The organism is Actinomycetes bacterium (assembly GCA_024222295.1).
In the GTDB taxonomy this organism is placed as follows: domain Bacteria; phylum Actinomycetota; class Acidimicrobiia; order Acidimicrobiales; family Microtrichaceae; genus JAAEPF01.
This window is the reverse complement of sequence record JAAEPF010000025.1, coordinates 137,857-161,138: the sequence shown is the minus strand read 5'-3', so window position 1 is coordinate 161,138 and position 23,282 is coordinate 137,857. Positions and strand designations below refer to the sequence as shown.

The following is a 23,282-nucleotide window of genomic DNA, read 5'->3' as shown; positions in this document are numbered from 1 at the left end:
CGCTGGTTCAGGCGTACCGATCGTCCCAGGCCGACTGGGCCGCGAGGGTCAACGGCCCCGGCGCTGCGGGCAACGCGTCGCCATCCACACTGCCCACCGGCTGTACCTCACGGCCGGTGGAGGTGAGAAACGCCTCTTCACCGTCTGCCAGAGCAGCGACCGGCAGTGGACGCTCCTGCACGATCACCCCGGATCCGGCCAGCGCCTCGATCACCAGTGCCCGCGTCACGCCCGCAAGGCATCCGGAGTCGAGTGGTGGGGTCACCAGCGCGCCGTCGACGCCCACGAACACGTTGGCGCCCGTTCCTTCACACAACTCGCCACGTGTGTTGGCGAATATCGCCTCCTCGGCCCCGTCACGCTTGGCGCGGGCGAGCGCCACCACGTTCTCCGCATAGCTCGTGGTCTTGAGACCTGCCACCGCGCCCTGCTCGTTTCGGGTCCAGGGCACCACGACCACTGCGGCCGGGGTGCGTCTCAGCTCCATGTCGCCGGCGGTCACCATCAGGGTGGGGCCGCCGTCGCCTCGGTCAGAACCCATCGGGCCGGGGCCGCCGGTGACCGTGATCCTGAGCCGGCCGAGTGTGGACGGGCCGGCCGATTCCGCCCAGGCTGCGGCCACTTCGGCGATCGCCACATCCAGGTCTTTGCGTGACGGCACCCCGAGGCCCAGCCCACCGGCCGAATGGGCCAGACGGTCGAGGTGTGGCTCGAGGGCGAAAGGCCGGTTGCCGACCAACTTGATGGTCTCGAACACACCATCGCCCACGGTGATGCCGTGGTCGGACCAGTGCAGCCCCGCATGCGGCTCGCGCAGCGCGCCGTCTATCCAGACCACAGGCTGGTTGGGCTGGCTCATCGCAGCACATCCTGCCCGACGGCGCCGCTTGCGCGCTGTGAGGCTGTCGCCGCGGACCCTGCGCCCTCTGCGACCGACAGCAGGTTGGCCGCCTTCAGCTCTGTCTCGGCCCACTCGCCCTCGGGTACCGAATCCCAGGTGATCGCGCCGCCGGTGCCGAAGTTGATTTCGTCGTCCTCGATCCAGAACGTGCGGATCGCCACGTTGAGGTCGCCCTCCTGACGGTCGGCGTCGACCCAGCCGATCGCACCGCAGTAGACGCCGCGAGGGTCGGGCTCGAGGCGGGCGATCGACTCGAGTGCTGCGATCTTCGGGGCGCCCGTCACCGAGCCCGGCGGGAATGTTGCGTCGATCGCGTCGGCCCAGCCCAGGCCGGGCCGCAACGAGCCCCGCACGGTCGAGACGAGGTGGAACAGCCCGGGGTGCGGCTCGACCGCCAGCAGCGACGGCACCTCGACGGTTCCCCATTCGCACACGCGGCCCAGGTCGTTGCGAACCAGGTCCACGATCATCACGTTCTCGGCACGGTCCTTGTCGAGGAATCCGTCCGCCGTGGCCGAGGTGCCCTTGATGGGTGAGGACCACACCCGGTCGCCGTTGCGGGCGAGGAAACGCTCCGGCGACGCACTTGCCACCTCGACGCCGTGCCCGGGCAACCGCACCACCGCCGAGTAGGGCGCCGGGTTGCCCTCCGCCAGTGCGGCGCCCAGTGCGGCCACGTCCGGTCGGCCGGCAGCACCATGGGCCCCGGCGCTCGCCAGAGGCGCCCTCAGCCGACGCGTCAGGTTCACCTGGTACACGTCGCCCGCAGCGATCTCGGAGCGAATGGTCGACACTGCGGCGGTGAAACCATCGCGGTCGAGGCTCGAGGACCACGAGCCGGCCGCCGGCCCGACCCACGGCCGTCCGGGCCACGGCCGTGCGGGGCGCACCGTGGCGAAACGGGCGCACACCGGGTCGCCCTCGAACGGGATCACCACGGCCCAGAACCCCGTGGAGTCCAGCGCGGACAGGTCGCTGGTGACCTCCTGGAGGTCGGTGCACAGCCTGCCGCCCACGACTGCGAGCGCGCCTGCTTCGCCGGGGTGTAGCGAAGAGCCGTTGCGACGGGTGACCACGGGGCGATCCTAAGGCTCGGTCGGTGCCGGGCCACAGGGGAACCGCCGCCGCCGGCTTGCCGGCTGCGCCTGATCGCCCAGCGGATGCTCAGGAACCGCAGTCGCCGTCATCAGGGGTTCGCGGCGCCGCTGCTACCGTCGCATCCGTGGGAACCGGCGGAAAGATCCGGCGCACCTGGCCCCAGCGACTGTTGCTGGGCTTCAACCTGGTGCTGGTGGCGGCCTGTCTTGCCGCGGCCGGGGGGCTCTACACGTTCTCCGAGACCCTCGCCTCGGTGGAGACGGTCCTCATCGACAACCCCACCGCCGCAACGGTGGCGGTCGACGAGCCGCGCAACATCCTCATTGTCGGAACCGACTCCGCGGCCAACCTCGACGAAGACGACCCGGTCACCAACGGCCGCAAGGGTGAGCGCCTGGCCGACGTGATCATGGTGATGCGCATCGACCCGTCCAAGGGCACTGCACGGCTGCTGTCGTTCCCGCGCGACACCCGCGCAACCCTGGCCCCCGGTGGCGGCAGCGGTCGCATCAATGCCGCGATCGCCGGAGTCGACGGCGCCCGCGACCTGATCGACACCATCAGGCGTAACTTCGGAATCTCGATCGACAACTACGTCGAGGTCGATTTCGCCGGATTCAAGGACCTCGTGGAGCAGCTCGGCGGCGTGCCCGTGTACTTCGCCGCCCCGGTGCGCGACAAGCAGACCGGCCTGTTCGTAGAGGAGCCCGGTTGCGTGGTGCTCGACCCCGACCAGGCGCTCGCCTACGCGCGTGCACGCCACTTCCAGTACGAGGATTCCGACGGCAAGTGGCGCTTTGACCAGACCGGCGACCTCGGCCGCATCACCCGCCAGCAGGACTTCATCAAGAGGGCTATGCAGAAGGCCTCCGAGATCGGGGTGCGCAACCCCGGTACCGCCATCGGCATCGTCAATGCCGCCAAGGACTCCGTGGTGATGGACCAGACACTGTCGGTCGGCACCATCCTCGAGCTGGTCGACGTGTTCCGCACGTTCAACCCCGAGGAGCTCGACACCCACCAGGTGCCCACCTACGCCGCTCCCCGCGGGGGAGTTGCCTACCAGGACGTCGACTGGGACGAAGCACTGCCGTTGCTGCTCGCCTACTGGGGCTACGACACCGAGGGTCAGCTCACCCCCGAGGACATACTCGTTGATGTCGAGGGCCCCCGCTCCAGAAGTGAGGCAGTTGACCTCGTCGTGCAGGGACTCGACGAGATCGGCTTCGACGCATCGTCCGACATCGTGCGGCGCGGTTCGTCGGACACCACGATCACGTACGGCCCCGCCGGCTTCGAGGCCGCGCTCACGCTCGCCACGTGGCTCGAAGACACCCCGGAGATGGACTACGACGAGGACATCGTGGGTCCCCGTCTCGAACTCTCGGTGCCCGACGACTTCGGTGGCTTGAGGGCCGAGCCGATGACCGTTGACCAGCTGCCCTTCGAGGTCACGCAGAAGCCGAAGGCACTCCGCACCACGACCACAACCGAGCCCGACGAGCAAGAGGAGTCCGGTTCGGGCGACGACTCCGGTGACGATCAGGGCGACGGCACCACCGATGGCGAGTCCGACCCGGATTCGGACGGCGACCCCGGCGACGACAGCACGACCACCAGCATCCAGGTCGATGAGGACCCGGCCTTCATTCAGGCCGCCGAGGAAGACGGAGCACCACCGGGGATCGTGCCGACAGACCCCGAAAAGGCCGCAGCCTGCCGCTGAACTCAGGCCACGCGTGCTTCGGCGGCCTCTCGGTTGGCGCGGTACCACTCGATGGTGCGTCGCAGTCCCTCACGGAAGTCGACCTTCGCCTGGAAGCCGAAGGCGTCGCGGGCCCTGCCCGGATCAACCCGGCGCCGTGGCTGGCCGTCGGGCTTCGATGAATCCCAACGCACCTCGCCCGTGAAGCCGACCTCCTCGGTGATGATCCCCACCAGCTCGCGGATCGGCATCTCCTCGTCGGTGCCCAGGTTGACCGGCTCGTCGCCGTCGTAGTGCTCGGCGGCTAGCAGGATTCCCTCGGCCGCATCGTCGACGTAGAGGAACTCACGGCTGGCCGAACCGGTGCCCCACACGTCGATGTGGTCGTTGCCGGCGTCCTGTGCATCCACGCACTTCTTGATGAGGGCCGGGATCACATGACTGACCGCGGGATTGAACTTGTCGCCCGGGCCGTAGAGGTTGGTGGGCATCAGGTAGACCGCAGACTGCCCGTACTGCTCGCGGTTGGCCTGCGCCTGCACGAGCTGGGCGATCTTCGCGATCCCGTAGGGCGCGTTGGTCTCCTCGGGGTATCCCTGCCATAGGGAGTCCTCGGAGAATGGCACCGGAGTGTGCTTCGGGTACGAGCAGATCGTGCCGAGCATCACCGTCTTGGCGGTGTTGGCCCGCAGCGCCGCGTCGAGCACGAAGGTTCCCATGAGGAGGTTGTCAAGGTAGAGGTCGGCGGGCCGCTCCCGATTGGCCCCGATGCCTCCGACGCTGGCCGCGAGGTGGATCACGATGTCGGGCGACAGCGACTCGAACATCGCCCGGGTCGCCTCCCGGTCACGCAGGTCGACGTCGCCGGAGGACGGTGTCGAAACCCTCGTGGGCCCTCGGTCGGCGAGTCCCTTGGTCACTGCGGTGCCGAGGAACCCCGCGGCGCCGGTCACCAGCACATGCTTGTCAGCCCAGAAGCCACTCATCGAGCCCAAAGCTACAAGGCCGGAGCCGCCCCGTCGGCACCGGAGATCCGCCGGTAGCCGGGGGCACAGCAGCGCACATGCGAGGATTGTCGACGATGTCGACGCCGTTGCGGGTCGCGATGACCCTCACCCAGGACTGGCACTCGGTGCCCGGCGGCACCGCCACAGCGGCCAACGCCCTGGCGTCCGCAGTGGCCGACGATGCCCGCGTCGACCTGGTCGGTGTGGGGCCCGCCGGGCCGAGACCCGGCGAGCCGTTCACGCCACCCGTACCAACCGAGTCGCTCGGCCTGCGCCTGCCGTGGCTCTACGACTCCTGGGACAAGTTGCGCCAGCCGCGCGTCACGTCTGCGAGTGGGCCCGTCGACCTGGTGCACCTCACGATCCCGATCGCATGTCCACGTGATCGTGTGCCCATGGTCGCCACAGTCCACGACGTGCTGCCGCTCACGATGCCCGAGATGTTCACCCGCCGGGGGGCGAAGCTGATGGCGAGGGGGCTCGGGCGCATCCGCGACGAAGCAGCGATCGTGATGGTGCCGAGCGAGCTGGGCGCCCGCGAGTTCGAGGCACAGGGGTTCGACCCGTCGCGGCTGGCGGTCGTTCCACTCGGTGTCGACGCAGAGGTGGCGCCGCAGCGGTCGGCTGTCGAGGCGGCGCGGCGCGCACACGGCCTGGAGTCGGATTACGTGTTGTTCGTCGGAACCTCTGAGCCGCGCAAGGGCCTCGACGTGCTCATCGACGCGTTCGAGCGCCTCGACCGCCCTGGGCTCGTGCTGGCCGTCGCCGGACCTTCCGGTTGGGGTGAGGACATGGGACCTCGGCTCGACGCGCTCGGTGAGCGCTGCCGTCGCCTGGGGTTCTTGGAGTCCGGGGAGCTCAATGCGCTTCGCTGCGGCTCAGCTGTGTGCTGCCTTCCGTCGCGGGCGGAGGGATTCGGCCTGCCCGTGCTGGAAGCGATGGCTGCCGGTGCGCCCGTGGTGACCACCGAGGGCACGCCCATGGCCGAGTTCGCCCACGGGGTCGCCTGGCTGGTACCGGTCGGGGATTCCGAGGCACTCGCGCAGTCGCTCGCCGATGTACTCGATGACCCCGAGGTCGCCGATGCCATGCGGGCCGAAGGCGTGCAACGTGCCGGCGAGTACTCGTGGCGTCGCACCGCCGCCGCCGTTGTAGACGTGTACGACAGGGTGTTCGCCGGATGAACCCGCCCCTGCGCGTGTTGGTGAACCTGACCTGGCTCGTGCCCGGTGTGGTGGGCGGCAGCGAGGAGTCCACGACCGATGCGATCCGTGCGGTGCTGGAGCACGAACCCTCGGTGGAGCCAACGCTTGCGGTGCTTCGCGGATTCGCGGCGGCGCACCCCGACCTGGCCGACGCATGCCGAAACGAGGTGCTCGACAGCACCGGGGCCAACAAGGCGGCCCGCGTGTTCGCGGAGCAGACCTGGCTGGCCCGGCGAACCCGGGAGCTCTCACCAGACCTCGTGCACCACGCCGGGGGTGTATTGCCGCTGCGTCACCCGGGTCGCACCAGCCTCACCATCCACGACCTGCAGCCACTCGAGATGCCGGAGAACTTCTCACTGGCGAAGCGCCAGTACCTCCGCCTGATGCTGCGCCGGTCGGCGCACGGTGTCGACGGGATCTGCGTGCCATCGGAGTTCACCGCCGGCCGGGTCTGCGAGCTGCTCGGGGTCGAGAGCGCACGGGTGGACGTTGTGCCGTGGTCGGTGGTGGCCCTCGATCGTGTCGCAGTCGACCTCGGCCCCAACCCGGCAGCCCGGACCGACGGCGAAGCCACGGGCGTGGCGGGCGACTCCGCCGGCACGCTGTTCTTGTACCCAGCGATCACCTACCCCCACAAGAACCACCGGGTGCTGCTCGACGGATTTGCCCGGTACCGCCAGACGAACCCCGAAGCGCGGCTGGTGCTGGCCGGTGGCCCCGGTGCGAGTGACGAGGAAGTGGACCGACGCTGCGCGCGACCGGACCTAGCGGGTTCGGTCGGGCGGCCCGGCCGCGTCTCGTCGGCGGAGATGGAACGGCTCTACCGGCGGGCCACCGCAGTGCTCGTGCCATCGCGCTACGAGGGCTTCGGGCTGCCCGCCCTCGAGGCGATGGGCAGGGGAGTGCCACTGGTTGTTTCCGATGCCGGGTCGCTGCCCGAGGTGGTGGCCACGTCCGCCGGCTGGGCCACGCCCGTCGCCCCGGTTTCCCCCGACGATCCGGCCGCGTGGGCGAGCGCCATGGAGACCGTGGCTGCTCTCGACGAGCGGGCGCGCGCCGAGGTCGCCAGCAGAGAGGTGGAGGCGGCCGCGGCATTCACGCCGCGGCGCACAGCGGCCGCTCTCGCCGGGGCCTGGCGGCGCGCAGCGGGCAGGCCCGGCTCAACGTCGCCGCGCAGCGCGCCCTAGGTTTGGCCTGCCGTGAACCTGCTCATCATCTGCCCGCACTACGCGCCTGACGTCGCCCCCACCGGTGAGGTGATGACGGCGATCACCGAGGCCCTCGCAGCCCGTGGTCACCGGATCCACATCGTCACATCGCTTCCCTGGTACCGGCTGCATGAGATCGAGCCCGAGTGGCGTGGCCGCGCGGTGCAGACCGAGGCGACCGAGTGGGGCTGGATCACCCGGCTCAATCCCTTCCCCACCGACAAGACCAACATCGCGGCGCGCGCCGCCGGATTCGTCGGTTTCACCGGCGCGGCCACGATCGCCTCCGCGGTGTCGCGCTTTGGCCCCGATGCGGTGATGGTCATGTCGCCGCCGCTCCCGCTCGGTGTCTCGGGCTGGCTGGCGGCACGGCTGCGTGGCGTCCCGTGGGTGTTCAACATCCAGGACGTGTTCCCCGACGTTGCTGTGGAGCTTGGCGCCATCACCGACAAGCGGGTGATCGCAGTGGCCTCGTGGCTGGAGCGCTTCCTGTACCGCCGCAGCAATGCAGTCACCGTCCTCTCCGATGACCTCGCCGACAACATCGAGAACAAGCTCGCCGGCCACCGCCCCGAACGGGTCCGGGTGATCCCCAACTTCGTCGATACAGACCGGGTGAGGCCGCACAGCCGCGACACGTCCTACCGCACCGAGTACCGCCTCGGAGACCACACGGTCGTGATGTACGCGGGCAACGTGGGCATGTCGCAGTCGCTCGACCTGGTGGTCGAGGCGGCCCGCCGGTTCGCCGGGCGACCCGACGTGCTGTTCGTGATCAACGGGGGCGGTTCCGCCCAGGCCGACCTGATGGCCTCCGCTGAGGGGCTCGAGAACATCAGGTTCATCGAGATGCAGCCCCGCGAAAGGCTCGGCGAGGTGCTGGCCAGCGGTGACATCCACGTGATTCCGCTACGCACAGGGTTGGCTCGCTCGAGCGTACCCTCGAAGCTCTACTCGATCCTGGCCGCGGCCCGCCCGGTGGTGGCGAGCGTCGATGTGGGTACCGAGGTCGCCCGCACCATTGAGTCGGCCGGGGCGGGGCTGGCTGTCCAGCCGGAAGACCCCGACGCCTTCTGTGATGCCCTCGCCCGACTGCTCGACGACCCTGCCGGCAGGGAGCGTATGGGAGCTTCGGGCCGCCATTTCGTGGAGGAGTGGGTGTCGCCCGCGGCTGTCGCCGCAGCCTACGAGCGGCTGTTCGAGGACGTGCGCGCCGAACGCTTCAGCAGGCGGGGCTAGAAGGCGAGCCTTTCTCCGTGGCGGGCCGGAGGCGCTACCGTTGCACGCCGTATGGGTAAGGCCTCCTCGTCGAAGAAGATCAAGCGCGTCCAGCAGGCCGGTGCGACGCGTTCGCCCGGCCAGCGCCGGGAAATCGGCTATCCGCTGGCCATCGGTGCGATCCTGCTGGTCGGGCTGGTGCTCACTGCCTTCGCGGTCATGCACCGCCGCGACGTGGAGCAGGTCCGCCCCACCGTAGAAGACCACTGGGTGGCCGCCTACGGCACCTACATCTGTGACGCGTACGACACCGAGCCGCTCGAGAACGTGGTGGCGGACACGGGCGCCGACATCCATTCGGACGGCCTGCTCCACATCCATCCGACCGGTCCCGAGAACGCGGGCGAAAACGCCGTGTTCGCCAACTTCATGGCCGCGGTCGGCATCACCGTCGATGCCAACAACCGGCTGACCCTTCCCGACGGGCGGAGCTTCGGCGAGGGCGATGACTGCAACGGCGAACCGGCTCGGGTGGCGCTGTACCAGTGGCCACCGCAGTCCGACTCGGGCACCGACCCGCGCATCATCACCAACGACATCGCAGGCACCCGGTTCACCCAGGACAAGCAGATCTACGCGCTGGTCTTCGCGCCGCAGGGCGCCGAGTTCGACCTTCCAGCTTCCACGAGCAAGCTCGATGAGCCCGACGACATCGACTACGACGAGCCCGAGGTCAAGGACGCCGCGGCAACCACCACAACGGTGGCCGAGGGTGAGCCCACCGACACGACCGCTGTCGAAGGTGGGGGCACCGACACCCCGGCCGGCGATGGTGACACCGTCGAGACCACCGTTCCCGAGGGCGATCCGACCACAACCGTCGGAGGCTGACCCGTGCGAGCAGTTGTGTTGGTCGGCGGGTTCGGCACCCGCCTGCGCCCCCTCACACTCCACGCCCCGAAGCAGATGCTCCCCGTGGCCGGGGTGACAATGATCGAACGGGTCATCGCCAAGCTGGCCGAGGCCGGGGTCGACGATGCCGTGCTGAGCCTCGGTTACAAACCGGATGCGTTCGCCAACGCCTTCCCGGACGGTGTGTGCGCCGGCGTGAGCCTGCACTACGCGGTGGAGCCAGAACCGCTCGACACAGCCGGGGCGATTGCCTTCGCCGCCCGCGACGCAGGCATCACCGACACGTTCATCGCCGTGAATGGCGACGTGCTCACCGACCTCGACGTGCGGTCCCAGTGGGAGACCCACCGCTCTTCGGGTGGGGCAGGAACGATCGCCCTCACGCCGGTAGACGATCCCTCGCGCTACGGGGTTGTGCCGCTGCACGACGACGGCCGGGTGGAAGCGTTCATTGAGAAGCCCGATCCGGGCACCGCTCCGAGCAACTGGATCAACGCCGGTACCTACGTGCTCGAGCCCGAGGTCCTCGAGATGGTCGACAGCGGGCGCAAGGTGTCGATCGAACGCGAGGTCTTCCCCGCGCTGGTCGAGCAGGGCTCGCTGTTCGGCGTGCCGTCGGAGGCTTACTGGATCGACGCCGGCACTCCCGAGGCCTACCTGGAAGCGAACCTCGACTTCATCAACGGTCTTCGCGGCGCCCGGGTGGACGCGGTCGACCCCACTGCACAGATTGCCGCCGGAGCGACCGTCACCGGCTCGATCGTGGGCCCGGGCAGCGTCGTGGCATCCGGGGCGACCGTGCAGGACTCGGTGGTGATGGGCGGTGTAGCCATTGGGTCGGGTTCCACCGTTCACCACAGTATCGTCGCGACCGGTTCGATTGTCGGCGACGGCGCCGCGCTCTCCGAGTTGAGTGTCATCGGCAACGACGTCGACGTGCCCGCAGGCGCGACTCTCACCGGCGACCGTCTGCCCGGCCCTGACAGCTGGCCATCAACCTGACCCACCAACGTCAACCGCAGAGGATCCCGGAGGTCCATCCATGCACGTCCTCGTGACCGGCGGAGCCGGGTTCATCGGATCGAACCTCGTGGACCGACTGCTTGCCGAGGGTCATTCCGTCGACGTCATCGACGACCTGTCCAGCGGAAGGCTCTCCAACCTGGCTGGCGCCCGGTCGGACTCAGAGCACGACTTCAGCTTCCACCAGATCGACATCTGTGATCCGGCGGTGGTCGAGTTGATCGAGCGGCGCCGGCCGGAGGTTGTGTGCCACCTCGCCGCGCAGATCGACGTGCGCCTGTCCGTGAGCGACCCGGTGCGCGACGCCCGCATCAACCTGCTCGGCACGCTCAACGTCCTGGAGGGCGCCCGCCGTGGCGGTACTCGCAAGGTCACATTCGCCTCGTCGGGAGGCACGATCTACGGCGTTGTCGACCCCGAAGACCTGCCGATCACCGAGACGCACCCATTGGTGCCGGTGTCGCCCTACGGGGTCTCCAAGAAGTCCGCTGTCGACTACCTGCACGCCTACCGGGAATTGCACGGCATCGAGTACACGGCCCTTGCGCTTGCCAACGTCTACGGCCCCCGCCAGGATCCACACGGCGAGGCCGGCGTGGTGGCCATATTCGCCGGCAAGCTGCTCGCGGGGGAGCAGTGCAAGGTGTTCGGCGACGGGGAGCAGACCCGTGACTACGTCTATGTCGACGACGTGGTCGACGCCTTCGTGCGCGCGACCGAGAAGGGCAGCGGGCTCACCTGCAACATCGGCACAGGTGCCGAGACGTCGGTCAACGAGCTCTACCGGGCGATGGCCGACAACGCCGGCGTGGAGGCCCCGCCCGAGTACGCACCCGCTCGCGTCGGCGAACTGGAGCGGTCGTGCCTCGACTCGGCCAGGGCCAAGCTCCACCTCGGCTGGGAGCCCTTCACAGACCTCGCAACAGGCACGGCCGCCGTGCTCGACTGGTTCCGCACCCAAGGGTCGTGACTACTATCTGACGACTCGTCAGATCACGCCCGCTGGGGCGCCGAACGGCCACACGGCCCAAGGGGGTACAAGGTGCAGCGCTTCACCGACAAGGTGGTCCTCATCACGGGGGCAGCCTCGGGAATCGGGCGGGCAACCGCCGAGCGGCTGTCGTCGGAGGGCGCGACGCTCGCCCTCAGCGACGTCAACGCCGAGGGTCTCGAGGAGACGGCCGGCACCTGCCGTGCCAACGGCTCCAAGGTCAGTGCGGTCGTGGCCAATGTGGCCGACGAGTCCGAGGTTCGGAGCCTCGTGCAGGGCACGGTCGACGAACACGGGCGGCTCGACTCCGTAATCAACGTGGCCGGCATCCTGCAGTTCAAGCACATGCACGAGACCAGCCTCGAGGACTTCCAGCGGATCATCTCGGTGAACCTGACGGGCACGTTCCTTGTGTGCCGCGAGGCGATCCCCCACCTGCTCGAGAGCCAGGGCAACATCGTCAACACGGCGTCCACCGCCGCCCTCGCCGGGCATCCGTGGACGATCTCCTATTCGGCGTCCAAGGGCGGCGTGGCCGCACTCACCCAGACGATCGCAGTGGAGTACGGCAAGCAGGGGATCCGGGCCAACTCTGTTGCCCCGGGATCGATCCTCACGCCGATCCAGAACGAGTTCCAGCTGCCGGACGGTGGCGACCCCAAGCTCGTGCACCGCATCATGGCCCTCGACGAGCAGCGCGGCCCCGAGGTCGTCGCCTCAGCGGTGGCGTTCCTGGCTTCCGACGACGGTGAGCACGTCAACGGCACCGTGTTGAAGGTCGACGGCGGCACGCTCGCCTAGGGCAGGTCATGGACTACTCACTCGCGCTACCGATGCTCCCAGCCGACCACTTCCTGCCGCTGGCCCAGGCAGCCGAAGCGGCCGGCTTCACTTCCATCGCGGTGCCGGAGTCGGTGTTCTTCCCCGAAGACGTCTCCGCCGACTACCCCTACACGACCGATGGTGGCCGCTTCTGGACTCCGGAGACACCCTTCCTCGACCCGTTCGTGGCGATCCCCGCCATGGCGGCGGTCACCGAGCGCGTGAAGTTCTTCACCAACGTGCTCAAGCTCGGAATCCGCGAGCCATTGCTCGTTGCCAAGACAGTGTCATCGGCCGCTGCGCTGGCCGACGGCCGAGTCGGCCTCGGCATCGGCCTGTCGTGGATCCCCGAGGAGTTCGAATGGCTCCACATGGACAAGTCGACGCGCGGCAAGCGCACCGATGAGGCAATCGCGGCGATTCGCGCGGTGATGACCGGCGAGATGGTCGAGTACCACGGCAAGCATGTCGAGTTCGGCCGCCTGATGGTCCGCCCCGTGCCGCAGAACCCGGTTCCGATCTACGTGGGCGGGTTGTCCGGGCCGGGCCTGAAGCGCGCCGCCCGGCTGGGTGACGGCTGGGTCTCGGTTGCCAACACACTCGATGAAGTCGCCGGAGTCATCCCGCAGCTCGCCGATTTGCGCGAGGAGTTCGGCACATTGCACTCCACTCCGAGCGGCGGACCGTTCGAGGTCAAGGCGCTGTGCACAGACGCGTTCGACGAGACCGGGTTCGGCCGAATGGCCGAGATGGGCGTGACCGAGGCCATGGTCGTGCCGTGGTTCTACCGCCCGGGCGACACCGAGGCGCTGGAGCACCAGGTCGAGTCCGTCACCTGGTTCGGTGACACGTACATCACCAACTGACCGCCCGCACCATCCAGCCCGCCCCTGAGGAATGCTCGAGTAGTCGTGTGGAGCGGCGGGGCGCCGGGGTCTCAGAGAACGGTGGCGAGCAGGCGTCGGGAGTTGTGCCAGAGCTCCTCGGCATCACCGCGGCGACGACTCCAGGGTGCGGTGCTGCTCACCTTCGAGTTGCTCCAGTACTGACCGGTGCAGCGACCGGCCTCGGCCGAGCTGGCCACGTGGATCGAGGTGGCCGCGCCCTGCGCGGGGGTCTTGAGCACGCTCTGGCGCACTGGTCCGAGCTCGAGGTCCATCAGCCACCCGGTGACACCCCGGGTGTCACCATCGCGACCGAAGTTGGTGTATACCGACCCGGGGTGCAGCGAGTGCGCCACGATATTGGAACCCTCGAGACGCGACGCGAGCGCCTCGGCGTGCAGGATGTTGGCCAGCTTCGACTCGCCGTAGGTCCGCCACTCGTGAAAGCCCGTGTAGCGCTGGATCTTCGACCATTGGATCCCGCCGAAAGCCGCCGTGTGGCCGAACGAGGCCACGTTGACGATGCGACCGGCCGACGACGCCCTGAGGTGGTCGAGCAGTCCGTCGGTCAGCAGGAAGTGGCCCATGTGGTTCGTGCCGAACACCATCTCGAAGCCCTGTGCAGTCTCGTCACGCTCATCACGCACGAGGCCCGCGTTGTTGATCAGCACGTCGATGCGGTCGAGGTCGGACACGTCCTGCACGAACTTCTGCACCGACTCGAGGTCGCCGAGGTCGAGCTGGCGGTTCTCCACGGAGTCGTTGCCAGAGCGGGTTCGCAGCTCGGCCACGGCACTTGAAGCCTTGTCCGGATTCCGGCAGGCGAGCACGAGGTGAGCGCCCATCGAAGCGAGGGCGAGCGCGGTCTCGAATCCGATCCCGGAGTTGCCGCCCGTGATCACCACGATGCGGTCGTCCATGGGTAGTGCGGCCATTGGGTGCACGGTATCGGCGTTGCCTGCTGATCGGCCAGCCACGCGTGCTGTGGAGTCGGGCGTCGTCACGGCGCTGATGCCACGCGCGCGGTGGTCACCGGAATAGGTCCTCGGCGGGGGAGCGGACCACGTCGCTCACCACGCCACTTCGTTCGCCCGCCCCGAGTAGCCACCCGGATTCGACCCCCCGGACCACTGCCGCGGGAACGCCATCGGACTTGCCCATCACCAGCTCCGCCGCAGCGGCGATCTCGTCGACCACTGCCACCTCTGTCACCTGCAACTCGCGGCCGTAGGCATCATGGGTGCCGCGCAGGTCGACCACAGCGCGGATTCCGGCGCAGCCGATGGCCACGTCGGTCACGCCACGCCTCCACGGGCGACCGAACGTGTCGGACACGATCACCGCCACGTCGACGCCGCAGACGCCACGAAGGCCGTCGCGGATGCGGCGGGCGGAGCGGTCGGGATCCTCGGGCAACAGGGCGGCTTCGCCCCGGGCCACGTTGGAGAGGTCGATGCCGGCGTTGGCGCACACGAAGCCGTGCTCGGTCTCCGAGATGATCAGGTCGCCCCGGCGACGCAGGATCCGCACTGATTGTGACTCGACCAGCGGCTTGTGGCTGAGCGGGTCATCCGGGTCAACCTCCGCCATCGCTCCCTCGGCCTTCGACACCACTTTCTGGGTCACGACCACCACGTCACCGTCTGCCAGCGGGTTGGCCGCCGCTGCGGCGGTGCCGATCATCGCAGCCAGGTCGCTGCCGCGGGTCACCTCGGCGATGCCGTCGATGCCGAAGACCTCGAGCGACGCCATCAGCTGTCGGCCCTGGCGGTGGCTGCTGCGATCGCGGTCGCGGCGAGGTCGGCCGACACCTCCGCGTTGCGCATTATCGTGTCGGTCACCACGCAGTCGACCCCGGCTGCGCGCACGGCATCGGCGTGGTCCTGGTCCTCCAGGTCGATCACCAACGTCGCGGCCACCGGTTCGTACCACCTGGCGATGCCAGCCACCGAGGGTTCGTGGCCCAGGTCGCGCAGCAGGCGGTCGGCGGGACCCTTCAGCGCGGCTCCTCCCACGATGGGGCTGATCGCCACCACGCGGTCGCGCATCGCCGACACCGCCTCGCGCACACCGGGCACCGCCAGCACCGGCTCGATCGACACCACCGGATTGGAGGGTGCGATCACCACGGCGTCAGCCGACTCGATGGCCTCGATGACCCCGGGGGCGGGCCGGGCTGCTTCGATGCCGTTGACCGCCACCGACTCCACCTCGACGTCGTGGCGTTCGCGCACGAAGTACTCCTGGAACGCGAGTTCGCGGCCATCGGTGGTGCGAACCCTCGTGCGCAGGGGGTCGTCGGTGACCGGCAGCAGGCGTGTCGACAGTCCCCAGCCGCGGATGATCTCGGCGGTGACCGCCGAGAGTGGGTTGCCCGCTCCGAGACGCGATGTGCGGTAGAGGTGGGTGCCCAGGTCGCGGTCACCGAGGCTGAACCACGCGGCCGCATCGCCCGTCGTGACGTCGTTGGCCTCCGCATATGTGCGGAGCTGGTCCATCGCCTGCCATGTCTCGCCCCGTAGTCCCCAGCCCCGCTCGGTGTCGTTGGCTGCGGCGAGCGTGTAGGTGCAGCTGTCCAGGTCCGGGCTCACGTGCAGGCCGTGAACGGCCGTGTCGTCGGCAACGTTGACGACAGCTGTGACGTTGCCGGGGCCGACGTCCTCGACCAGGCCCGCCAGGAACTTGGCGGCGCCGACACCGCCGGCGAGCACGGTGATCAACGGAACGCTCCGACGGTGCTGGTTGCGTGCACGACCGGTCAGCCGATCGAGTCGAGTTTGCCCGACAGCAGGTCCATGTCGGCATCGACCATCATGGTGACCAGGTCCTCGAAGCCCACCTCGGGCTGCCATCCGAGTTGGTCGGCGGCCTTGTGTGCATCGCCGACCAACAGGTCGACCTCGGCGGGGCGGAAGAACGCCTCGTCGACCACGACATGGTCGTTGTAGTCGAGCCCGAGGTGGCCGAAGGCGACATCGCAGAACTCGCGGACCGAGTGGGTCTCGCCGGTCGAGATCACGTAGTCATCGGGCGAGTCCTGCTGCAGCATCAGCCACATGGCCCGTACGTAGTCGCCCGCGAAGCCCCAGTCGCGTTTGGCGTCGAGGTTCCCCAGCCGCAGCTCCTCGGCCTGGCCGAGCTTGATCTTGGCCGCGCCGTTGGAGATCTTGCGGGTCACGAACTCGAGACCGCGCCGCGGCGACTCGTGGTTGAACAGGATCCCGGAACAGCCGAACAGATCGTAGGACTCGCGGTAGTTGACCGTGATCCAGTGGCCATAGACCTTGGCCACCCCGTACGGCGACCTCGGGTACAGCGGCGTGTCCTCGCTCTGGGGCACCTCCACCACCTTGCCGAACATCTCCGATGACGACGCCTGGTAGAAGCGGATGTCGGGGTCCACGATGCGGATGGCGTCCAGGATCCGGGTGACGCCGAGCGCCGTGACGTCGCCGGTGAGCACCGGCTGGCTGAAGCTGGTCTGCACGAAGCTCTGTGCCGCCAGGTTGTAGACCTCGTTGGGACGGTAGGTGCGCAGCAGCTCGATCAGGCTGGCCTGGTCGAGCAGGTCGCCATGCACGGTGGCGATGCGATCCTGCAGGTGCGCTATGCGCTCGAAGGTGACTGTGGAGGAACGGCGGACCATGCCGATCACCTCGTAGCCCTCGTCGAGGAGCAGTTCAGCCAGGTAGGAGCCGTCCTGGCCGGTGATGCCTGTGATGAGTGCGCGCTTGGTCATGTGTTGGTTCTACCCTGTGGGCCTGCGGATGTCTGCCAACTGGGTTGGCACGCCACAGAATCCCCTCCGGCCACACCGATTTCCCATTCAGCGCCGGAAACCCCCCCGAACCGATGGAATCCTCCGTAACAGGCCCCGCCCCCTCAGAACCGCTCGGCAGGCGCATCGCGCGGCTGCGCAGCACCCGCGCACTGACCCAGCAGCAGCTGGCCCAACGGGTGGCGATATCGCGTGTTGCACTGTCCAACCTCGAGTCGGGCCGCAGTGTGCCCGGGGAGCGCACGGTGGCACTGCTGGCGGGCCTGTTCGACCTGGAGCCTGCACAGCTGGTCGAGGACACCGACTACCCCACGGCGAAGGCCGATCGGTTGCCGCTCGCGGTCGCCCGCTACACACACGCCGAGATGCTCGAAGCGCTCCTGCAGCGAGACCTGACCTGGCTGGAAGGCGCGCCCCGCAAGGTTGCACGCAAGGTGCTGGCACGGTGGCGGACCGACCTGGCCGCCGAGCTCGACGTCACAGCCGATCCACTGGAACGCGCCCGTCTCGAGGGCCTGGTGCAACGCACGGCTTCAACACACCTGGACGGCTGAGCCGGCTTCGGGCGCTTCGGGGGAGTTGGTCTCAGGCCACCCGTTGGCGCATGTCGTCGAGCAGGTCTGCAAGTGTTGTCTCCAGGGGTACCTGGGGGGCCCAACCCGTCGCCTTGCGCAACCTGTCCGAGTCGCCCAGCAACACGGGGATGTCGACCGGGCGCTGCAGCGCCGGGTCCGCCACCAGCTCCTGGTCGAGGGTGCTCAGCTCGATCAGTGATTCGGCCAGGTCCTCGACTGCGATCGCGCTGCCCGAGCAGACGTTGTAGATCTCACCCGCTGCGCCGTCGACCATGAGCAAGCGGTAGGCCCTGACCACGTCGCGCACGTCGGTGAAGTCACGCTTGGAGCTGAGGTTGCCCACCGCCAGCCTGGTCTCGCCGTCGCGTTCGTTGCGGGCGATTCGCTCCGCCAGCGCCGGCGCCACGAACCGGGTGCTCTGGCCCGGGCCCAGGTGGTTGAACGGCCGGGCCCTCACGGCCTGCTGGCCGAACCCCAGGAAGGCCTGCTCGGCCACCGCCTCGGCCGCCACCTTGGAAGCCGCATAGGGGCTGGTGGGTCGCAGGGGACTGGTTTCGGTGAGGGGGAGCTCGTCTGGACTCACCTTGCCGTACACGTCGGCCGAACCGACCGTGAGCACCCGCTCCACGCCGGCTTCGCGAGCCGCCCAAAGCACGTTGAGGGTGCCTTCGGCGTTGGCCCTGAATGTGATCTGTGGGGTCTCCCAGCTGCCCCCCACATCCGATGCGCCGGCGAGGTGGTACACCACATCGGGTGTGACCTTGCGGAAGCGCTCGAGCAGGGCAGGAGCATCGAGAATGTCGAGGCCGTCGGTGGAGCGGTCCGTGGGCAGGGGATCGTCGCCGGAGTCCTCCAGGTGACGTTGCAGATGGGCGCCCACGAACCCGCCGGCGCCGGTGATCAGGGCTCGCATCGCCCCAACCTTACGGCCACCCCGGGGGCCTTCACGTCACGAGCCGACCAGGGTCGAGGCGGTAGCATCGGGACCGCCGTGCGACAGTGGCACCCAGGTGCAGTTGCGCCAAGCATCGTGCACCCCTGACCCTCCACGACGAGGAGCCCCCGATTCCCCCCGACAGCCCCGCGCCCGATTCCGAGCAACCGGACACTGGCCTGCCTGCCGACGCCGAGCTGCCGCCCGGCCGGGCTGAAGGGTCATTCGACGAGGCTCAGATCCGAAGCGATCCCGACGACGGCCCCGAGGGCGAAGCACCCGACACCGAGTGGCCTGAAGAGGAGTCGGCGGCCGAGTGGCTCGCGCACGGCCCCGATGTAGAGGACCACGACGCCGAGGAAGCGGTAGAGGTCGTGAGCGGCTTCGGCGCTCCGCCGGTGGTGGCTGTGGTGGTCACCAAGGATCCCGGCGCTCGCTTCGTGGAGACGGTCGCCTCCCTGGAGTCCCAGGACTACCCACAGCTCGAGGTGCTGGTGGTCGACAACGGCGGCTCGATCGACCCGGCGCCCATCGTTGCCGACGTGTCTCCCCACGCCTTCGTGAAGCGCATCGAGGCTGACGAGGGCTTCTCTGCCGCGGTCAACGAGGCAGCGGCGTCGGTGAAGGGCGCGCCCTTCCTGCTCGTGTGCCACGACGACGTGAAGCTGGCCCCCGACGCGGTTACCCAGCTCGTTGCCGAGGCCTTTCGCTCCAACGCAGGCGTGGTCGGACCCAAGCTGCTCGACTGGGACCGCCCCGACGAGCTGCGCTCGGTCGGCGTGGCCGTGGACCGTTTCGGTGCGCCCCGCGAGCTGGTCGACCCCGGTGAGCTCGACCAGTCACAGCACGACATCTCGCGCCCGGTGTTCGCGGTTTCCGACGCGTGCATGCTGGTGCGAGCGGACCTGTTCGACACGATCGGCGGGTTCAGTGACGCGATCGGGTTCTTCGGCGAAGACGTGGACCTGTGCTGGAAGGCCCACCTGGCCGGCGCGGCCGTACAGTTCTGTCACCGCGCCGCGGTAGGCCACCGCGGTGACTTCGAGTCGCGCCGCCCCGTCGATGCCCGCGACCGCCTGGAGTTGCGCCACCAGGCCCGTATGACGCTGGCCAACCACAGCGGTGGCGCACTGGTGCGCGTCATCCCAGCCGCCTTCATCACGTCGCTGGTGGAGCTCGTCGCCACGGTCATCATCGGTCGTGGCCGCACCGCGGTCGACATCCTCGCCACCTGGCTGTGGGTGCTCGTGCACCCATTGCAGATCCACAAGGCCCGTCGCCGGCGCAAGCCGTTCCGCCGTTCGCGGGAGGCAGACTGGGCGAAGCTGCAGCGGTCCGGCAGCAACCGCATGCGGGCGCTGTTCGGCGAGCGCACCACCGAGAACCGGGTCGTGGCAGCCACGCGGGCGGGCAGGGCGAAGCTTCGTGACGCCACCTCCATCGACACCCAGTCGAGCGTCGCCGTGGCCGTCGCCGTCGTGGTCCCGCTGCTGTTGGCCTTCGGCGCACGATCGCTGTGGTTCGGGGTGCTTCCGTCGATGCGCGAGTTCACGTCGATGGGTGACTCGGTCGGCTCGCTGTTCTCCGAGTGGTTCACCGGCTGGCGGGCCTCCGGCCTCGGAGAACCCGCTGTGCCGCCGGGCGCCATCGGTGGCCTCGGCGCACTCGGCACAGTGCTCCTCTTCTCCGCGGGCGCCGCGCGCCGGGTGCTGTTGCTCGCCCCGCTCATCCTCGGTCCCGTCGGGGCATGGCGGCTGCTGCCCCGGGGCACCTCGATGCGGGCCCGCTCGGCGGCTCTCGCCGTGTACGGCCTGTCGCCGATCATCCTCAACGCGGTCGGTGAGGCACGGTTGCAGGCCCTGGTGGCCTACGCCGCGGCGCCGTGGCTGCTGCGTCGCATCGCCCGCCATGCAGGCCTCGAGCCGATCCCGGCCGAGGGCCATCGTGCAGCGCCGCGTTGGCGACACTGGGCGGGCACGTCACTGATGATCGGGATCGTTGCCGCAGTCAGCCCGCTTGCCGCCGTGGTCGTGGTCGTGGCTGCCATCGCAGTGGTCATCGGCCCGGGGCTGGCAGGACAGGCCTCCCGTGCGTCCATCGCAATCGGCGGCGCAGCGGTGGGCCTGGTCGGTGCGGCACTGCTCAACCTTCCGTGGCTGCTGGCAGCAGTGCGCAGCGGAGACGCCGCCACGCTGACCGGGCTGTGGGAAGGCCGCGCGCCGGTGCCTTCGGCGGCCGACATGCTCACCGGCTCGATCGGCCCGGTGCAGATGGGTGTGTTCGGCTGGGGACTGGTTGCAGCGGCGGCAGTGCCGTTGTTCACGGGCAAGAAGTGGCGTCTCGGCTGGGCGGCCGGCGGCTGGATCGCAATCGTCGCGGGACTCGGCGCCGCGGTACTGGCCGGCCGCTCCGACCTGCTGGCCGGCGCCGGGGTGGAGGTGTTCCTCGTGCCCGTGGCTCTCGGCATGGCGGTCAGCATCGCGATGGCCCCGCTCGCGTTCGAACAGGATGTGGTGCGCGCCGACTTCGGCATGCGCCAGGTCCTCAGCTTCCTCGGCGTCGGCGCGCTGGTGCTCGGATTGCTGCCACAGCTCGTGGCGGTCACCCAGGGCCGCTGGTACCTGGCCGACGGAGACTTCGAACGGGCGTTGTCGGTGGTGGACAGCGGCGACGACTACCGCACCCTCTGGATCGGCGATCCCGACGTTCTGCCCCTGTCGGGCTGGGCGCTCGACTCCGTTCCCGGCGTCAACATCGGCATGTCCGAAGGACTCGACCCGGTGATGTCGCAGCGTTGGCGCCTCGATGGCGGATCGTCGGTGGAGGCCGTCGCCAAGGCGCTCACCGACGCCCTCGAGGGGCGCACGGCGCGCCTTGGCCGGGGCATCTCACCCATGGCCATCCGCTACGTGATCGTCGTGGACCGCCCGGCCCCGGAGCCTTTCGCCGCTTCCGAGGTGCCCATGCCCAGAGGCGTGGTCGACGCTCTCGAGGAGCAACTCGACCTTCGGCGCATACTCGTGGGCCCCGGTGTGGACCTCTTCGAGATCAATGCCGCCTGGCCGCCGCGATCAGACATCACCGAGGCGCCGGAGCCGGGCGAGGCGCCTCCCGCCGTGCTTGGAGAGGGATTCGGTACCGCGTTCTCCGGCGACGTGCCCGACAACTCCACGGTCGCCCAGGCGGTGACCGGCGACCCCGGGTGGTCGCTCAGCACGCCCGCGGGCAAGGCAGAGCGCGACAAGCTGTTCGACTGGGGCCAGAAGTTCGCGGTCGACGGGGGTGGCGAGGCATCGCTTCGTTGGTCGCCGCCGATCAGCACCCGCGGGTTGCAGGCCTTGCAGCTGTTGCTGCTGGTCGGATTCGTGTGGGTGGCCAGCCGCCGCAACTCCCTGCCCACTCCCACCAGGCGCCGCACGGTGGCGAGGCCGGACGAGCCCATCGTGGTGCTCGAAGGGTCCTCCAGCCTCGACGACTGGGCGTCGGCCGAGGACCAACCGGGCGACGAGCAGGAGGAGGGGTCATGAAGCGCACACGCTGGCCGGTAGTGATCCTTCTCATCGCCGCAGTCGCTGCCCTTGTCGCCTGGTTCCCGGGCCGCGAGGGAGTGCAGCCTTCGCGTGTCCTGCGTTCTCCGGTCGCCGCCGCGGTGGGAGCTGCGGGCGGGTCCTGGTACTGCGCCGCGCGTGACGTGGGTGTCGAGTCACCCACACAGACCGTGATCGTGTCCTCGGCCAGCGAGGACGGGCAGGCGACCATCCGCGTCGACGGGTTCGGTGAGGAGGGGCCGGCCGGCGATGCCGAGTTCACCCTCGAGCCCATGGAGACTGCCGAGATCGATGTGGCCGCCGAACTCGGCAGCGCCAACCTGTCGGTGATGGTCGAGGCCGACATGCCGGTGGTGGTCGAGCATCGGTTCACCTACGACGCCGGAGCCGACCAGGCTCCCTGTTCCACGTTCTCGTCGGACACCTGGTACTTCCCGACCGTGGTCACGTCGCGTGATGCCAACGCCCGATTGTCGCTGTTCAATCCGTTCCCGGGTGACGCGTCGGTCGACATCGAGGTCGCGTTCGACACGGGTGTGCGCCAGCCGACGGCGCTGTCGGGCCTGGTCATTCCTGCGGGAACCACACGCGTGGTGGAGCTCGGCGAGCAGGTCCAGCGTCGCGATCAGTTCTCCGCAACGATCAAGAGCCGCTCCGGTGGCGTGGTTGCAGAACTCGCCCAGCGCTTCGACGGCACCGGAGATGTGCCGGTGGTGGGCCTCCGCCTCGTGCCTGGCACCCGCGCGACTTCTGCAACGTGGTCCTTCGCCGGCGGATTCGCCGATGCCACGGCACTGGAGAACCTCGTGGTGCTCAACCCGGGTGAAGACGATGCCGAGCTGCTCGCACAGGTGGTCCCTTACGGAGGCACGAACGTGATGCCCGAGCCGTTCGAGCTGAAGGTTCCGGGGCTGCGCTACGGCACCATCAACCTCACCGAGGAGTCACGCGTCCCCCAGGTCGGCAACCACGCGATCAGCCTCGAGACCTCCGGCGGCGCTGCGGTCGTGCCGGCAAGGTCGATCAACGTCACGGGCCCGCCCGAGGCAACCGACGCGGATCCGCTGCGGGCGAAGATGACAGGCGGCACCACCGCTTCGGCGGGCGCCGCCGCATCGGCGCGCAAGTGGCACGTGTCGGCCATGAGCGTCGGCGAGCAGAGCGACGGGGCCGTGCTGGTGCACAACGGCGGAACCGACGAGGTCGTGGCCACGGTCACCTCGCTGTCCATTGATGGCTCGGAGCTCGAGTCGGCGGATTACGAACTCCCACCCGGCGAGTCGGCGGTCGTTCCAGCGGCTGACCTCGCAGGCGGTGAGGCTGTCTTCACCGCTGTCGTCACCGCCGATTCGCCGGTGGTGGTGGAGCGCCTCATCGTGTGGAGCACGCCGGCGGACATTTCGCTTCAGGCAGGCATCCCGGTGGTCGGATCCCTCGACGGGCTCGAAGGCATCAGTGGCTGACACGATC

Annotated in this window: 20 protein-coding genes; 12 read left to right on the top strand and 8 right to left on the bottom strand. The window is 69.0% G+C overall.

From position 1 onward, the window contains the following. Window positions 1-7 precede the first annotated feature (7 nt). Window positions 8-859: a 4-amino-4-deoxychorismate lyase gene (locus tag GY812_10385; GenBank protein ID MCP4435883.1), complete on the bottom strand. Its 852-nt coding sequence runs from the start codon at window positions 857-859 to the stop codon at window positions 8-10. Then, window positions 856-1,977, bottom strand: a complete 1,122-nt coding sequence (locus GY812_10380; GenBank protein ID MCP4435882.1) for an anthranilate synthase component I family protein — start codon at window positions 1,975-1,977, stop codon at window positions 856-858. The genes GY812_10385 and GY812_10380 overlap by 4 nt, the downstream gene beginning before the upstream one ends. A 146-nt stretch (window positions 1,978-2,123) precedes the next feature. Here GY812_10380 and GY812_10375 point away from each other — a divergent pair, with 146 nt between their 5' ends. Beyond that, window positions 2,124-3,725, top strand: coding sequence for an LCP family protein (locus tag GY812_10375; GenBank protein ID MCP4435881.1), 1,602 nt, complete (start codon window positions 2,124-2,126; stop codon window positions 3,723-3,725). A gap of 2 nt (window positions 3,726-3,727) precedes the next feature. Here the strand turns inward: GY812_10375 and GY812_10370 are convergent, their stop codons facing one another. Further along, window positions 3,728-4,690 (bottom strand): GDP-L-fucose synthase, encoded by a 963-nt coding sequence (locus GY812_10370; GenBank protein ID MCP4435880.1) that lies wholly within the window; start codon window positions 4,688-4,690, stop codon window positions 3,728-3,730. A 95-nt stretch (window positions 4,691-4,785) separates the two neighbouring features. Between GY812_10370 and GY812_10365 the strand changes: the two genes are divergently transcribed. The 8 genes from GY812_10365 to GY812_10330 all read left to right on the top strand — a co-directional run bounded on the left by GY812_10365 (window position 4,786) and on the right by GY812_10330 (window position 12,959). After that, on the top strand, window positions 4,786-5,895 hold the full coding sequence (locus GY812_10365) for a glycosyltransferase family 4 protein (protein ID MCP4435879.1): 1,110 nt from the start codon (window positions 4,786-4,788) through the stop codon (window positions 5,893-5,895). Beyond that, entirely contained in the window at window positions 5,892-7,106 is a 1,215-nt protein-coding gene (locus GY812_10360) for a glycosyltransferase family 4 protein (protein MCP4435878.1), read from the top strand. Before GY812_10365 ends, GY812_10360 begins: the two co-directional genes overlap by 4 nt. Window positions 7,107-7,118: 12 nt before the next feature. Next, window positions 7,119-8,366, top strand: coding sequence for a glycosyltransferase family 4 protein (locus GY812_10355; GenBank protein MCP4435877.1), 1,248 nt, complete (start codon window positions 7,119-7,121; stop codon window positions 8,364-8,366). A 51-nt stretch (window positions 8,367-8,417) separates the two neighbouring features. Beyond that, window positions 8,418-9,236: a hypothetical protein gene (locus GY812_10350; protein MCP4435876.1), complete on the top strand. Its 819-nt coding sequence runs from the start codon at window positions 8,418-8,420 to the stop codon at window positions 9,234-9,236. Window positions 9,237-9,239: 3 nt separating this feature from the next. Continuing rightward, entirely contained in the window at window positions 9,240-10,259 is a 1,020-nt protein-coding gene (locus GY812_10345) for an NDP-sugar synthase (protein ID MCP4435875.1), read from the top strand. Window positions 10,260-10,299: 40 nt separating this feature from the next. Beyond that, on the top strand, window positions 10,300-11,250 hold the full coding sequence (locus tag GY812_10340; GenBank protein MCP4435874.1) for an NAD-dependent epimerase/dehydratase family protein: 951 nt from the start codon (window positions 10,300-10,302) through the stop codon (window positions 11,248-11,250). A 72-nt stretch (window positions 11,251-11,322) separates the two neighbouring features. After that, window positions 11,323-12,072, top strand: coding sequence for an SDR family oxidoreductase (locus GY812_10335; GenBank protein MCP4435873.1), 750 nt, complete (start codon window positions 11,323-11,325; stop codon window positions 12,070-12,072). An 8-nt stretch (window positions 12,073-12,080) separates the two neighbouring features. Next, a complete protein-coding gene (locus GY812_10330; GenBank protein MCP4435872.1) occupies window positions 12,081-12,959 on the top strand; it encodes a TIGR03619 family F420-dependent LLM class oxidoreductase in 879 nt (292 codons plus the stop codon). Window positions 12,960-13,030: 71 nt separating this feature from the next. Here the strand turns inward: GY812_10330 and GY812_10325 are convergent, their stop codons facing one another. The 4 genes from GY812_10325 to gmd form a co-directional block, all read right to left on the bottom strand. Beyond that, window positions 13,031-13,912, bottom strand: a complete 882-nt coding sequence (locus GY812_10325) for an SDR family oxidoreductase (GenBank protein MCP4435871.1) — start codon at window positions 13,910-13,912, stop codon at window positions 13,031-13,033. A gap of 94 nt (window positions 13,913-14,006) precedes the next feature. Continuing rightward, window positions 14,007-14,729: a coenzyme F420-0:L-glutamate ligase gene (gene cofE / locus GY812_10320; protein ID MCP4435870.1), complete on the bottom strand. Its 723-nt coding sequence runs from the start codon at window positions 14,727-14,729 to the stop codon at window positions 14,007-14,009. Continuing rightward, entirely contained in the window at window positions 14,729-15,829 is a 1,101-nt protein-coding gene (locus GY812_10315; GenBank protein MCP4435869.1) for a 2-phospho-L-lactate transferase, read from the bottom strand. Before GY812_10315 ends, cofE begins: the two co-directional genes overlap by 1 nt. Continuing rightward, window positions 15,736-16,716 (bottom strand): GDP-mannose 4,6-dehydratase, encoded by a 981-nt coding sequence (gene gmd / locus GY812_10310; protein MCP4435868.1) that lies wholly within the window; start codon window positions 16,714-16,716, stop codon window positions 15,736-15,738. Before gmd ends, GY812_10315 begins: the two co-directional genes overlap by 94 nt. A gap of 113 nt (window positions 16,717-16,829) precedes the next feature. Here gmd and GY812_10305 point away from each other — a divergent pair, with 113 nt between their 5' ends. After that, window positions 16,830-17,309, top strand: a complete 480-nt coding sequence (locus GY812_10305) for a helix-turn-helix transcriptional regulator (protein ID MCP4435867.1) — start codon at window positions 16,830-16,832, stop codon at window positions 17,307-17,309. A 31-nt stretch (window positions 17,310-17,340) separates the two neighbouring features. Here GY812_10305 and GY812_10300 read toward each other — a convergent pair whose 3' ends face one another. Further along, entirely contained in the window at window positions 17,341-18,243 is a 903-nt protein-coding gene (locus GY812_10300) for an NAD-dependent epimerase/dehydratase family protein (protein MCP4435866.1), read from the bottom strand. An 86-nt stretch (window positions 18,244-18,329) separates the two neighbouring features. Here GY812_10300 and GY812_10295 point away from each other — a divergent pair, with 86 nt between their 5' ends. Further along, the gene (locus GY812_10295) at window positions 18,330-21,791 is read left to right on the top strand and encodes a glycosyltransferase family 2 protein (protein MCP4435865.1); all 3,462 of its coding nucleotides are present in this window, start codon (window positions 18,330-18,332) and stop codon (window positions 21,789-21,791) included. After that, window positions 21,788-23,275 carry a hypothetical protein gene (locus tag GY812_10290; GenBank protein ID MCP4435864.1) on the top strand — a complete coding sequence of 496 codons (1,488 nt, stop codon included), beginning with the start codon at window positions 21,788-21,790 and terminating at the stop codon, window positions 23,273-23,275. The genes GY812_10295 and GY812_10290 overlap by 4 nt, the downstream gene beginning before the upstream one ends. Window positions 23,276-23,282: the final 7 nt, after the last annotated feature.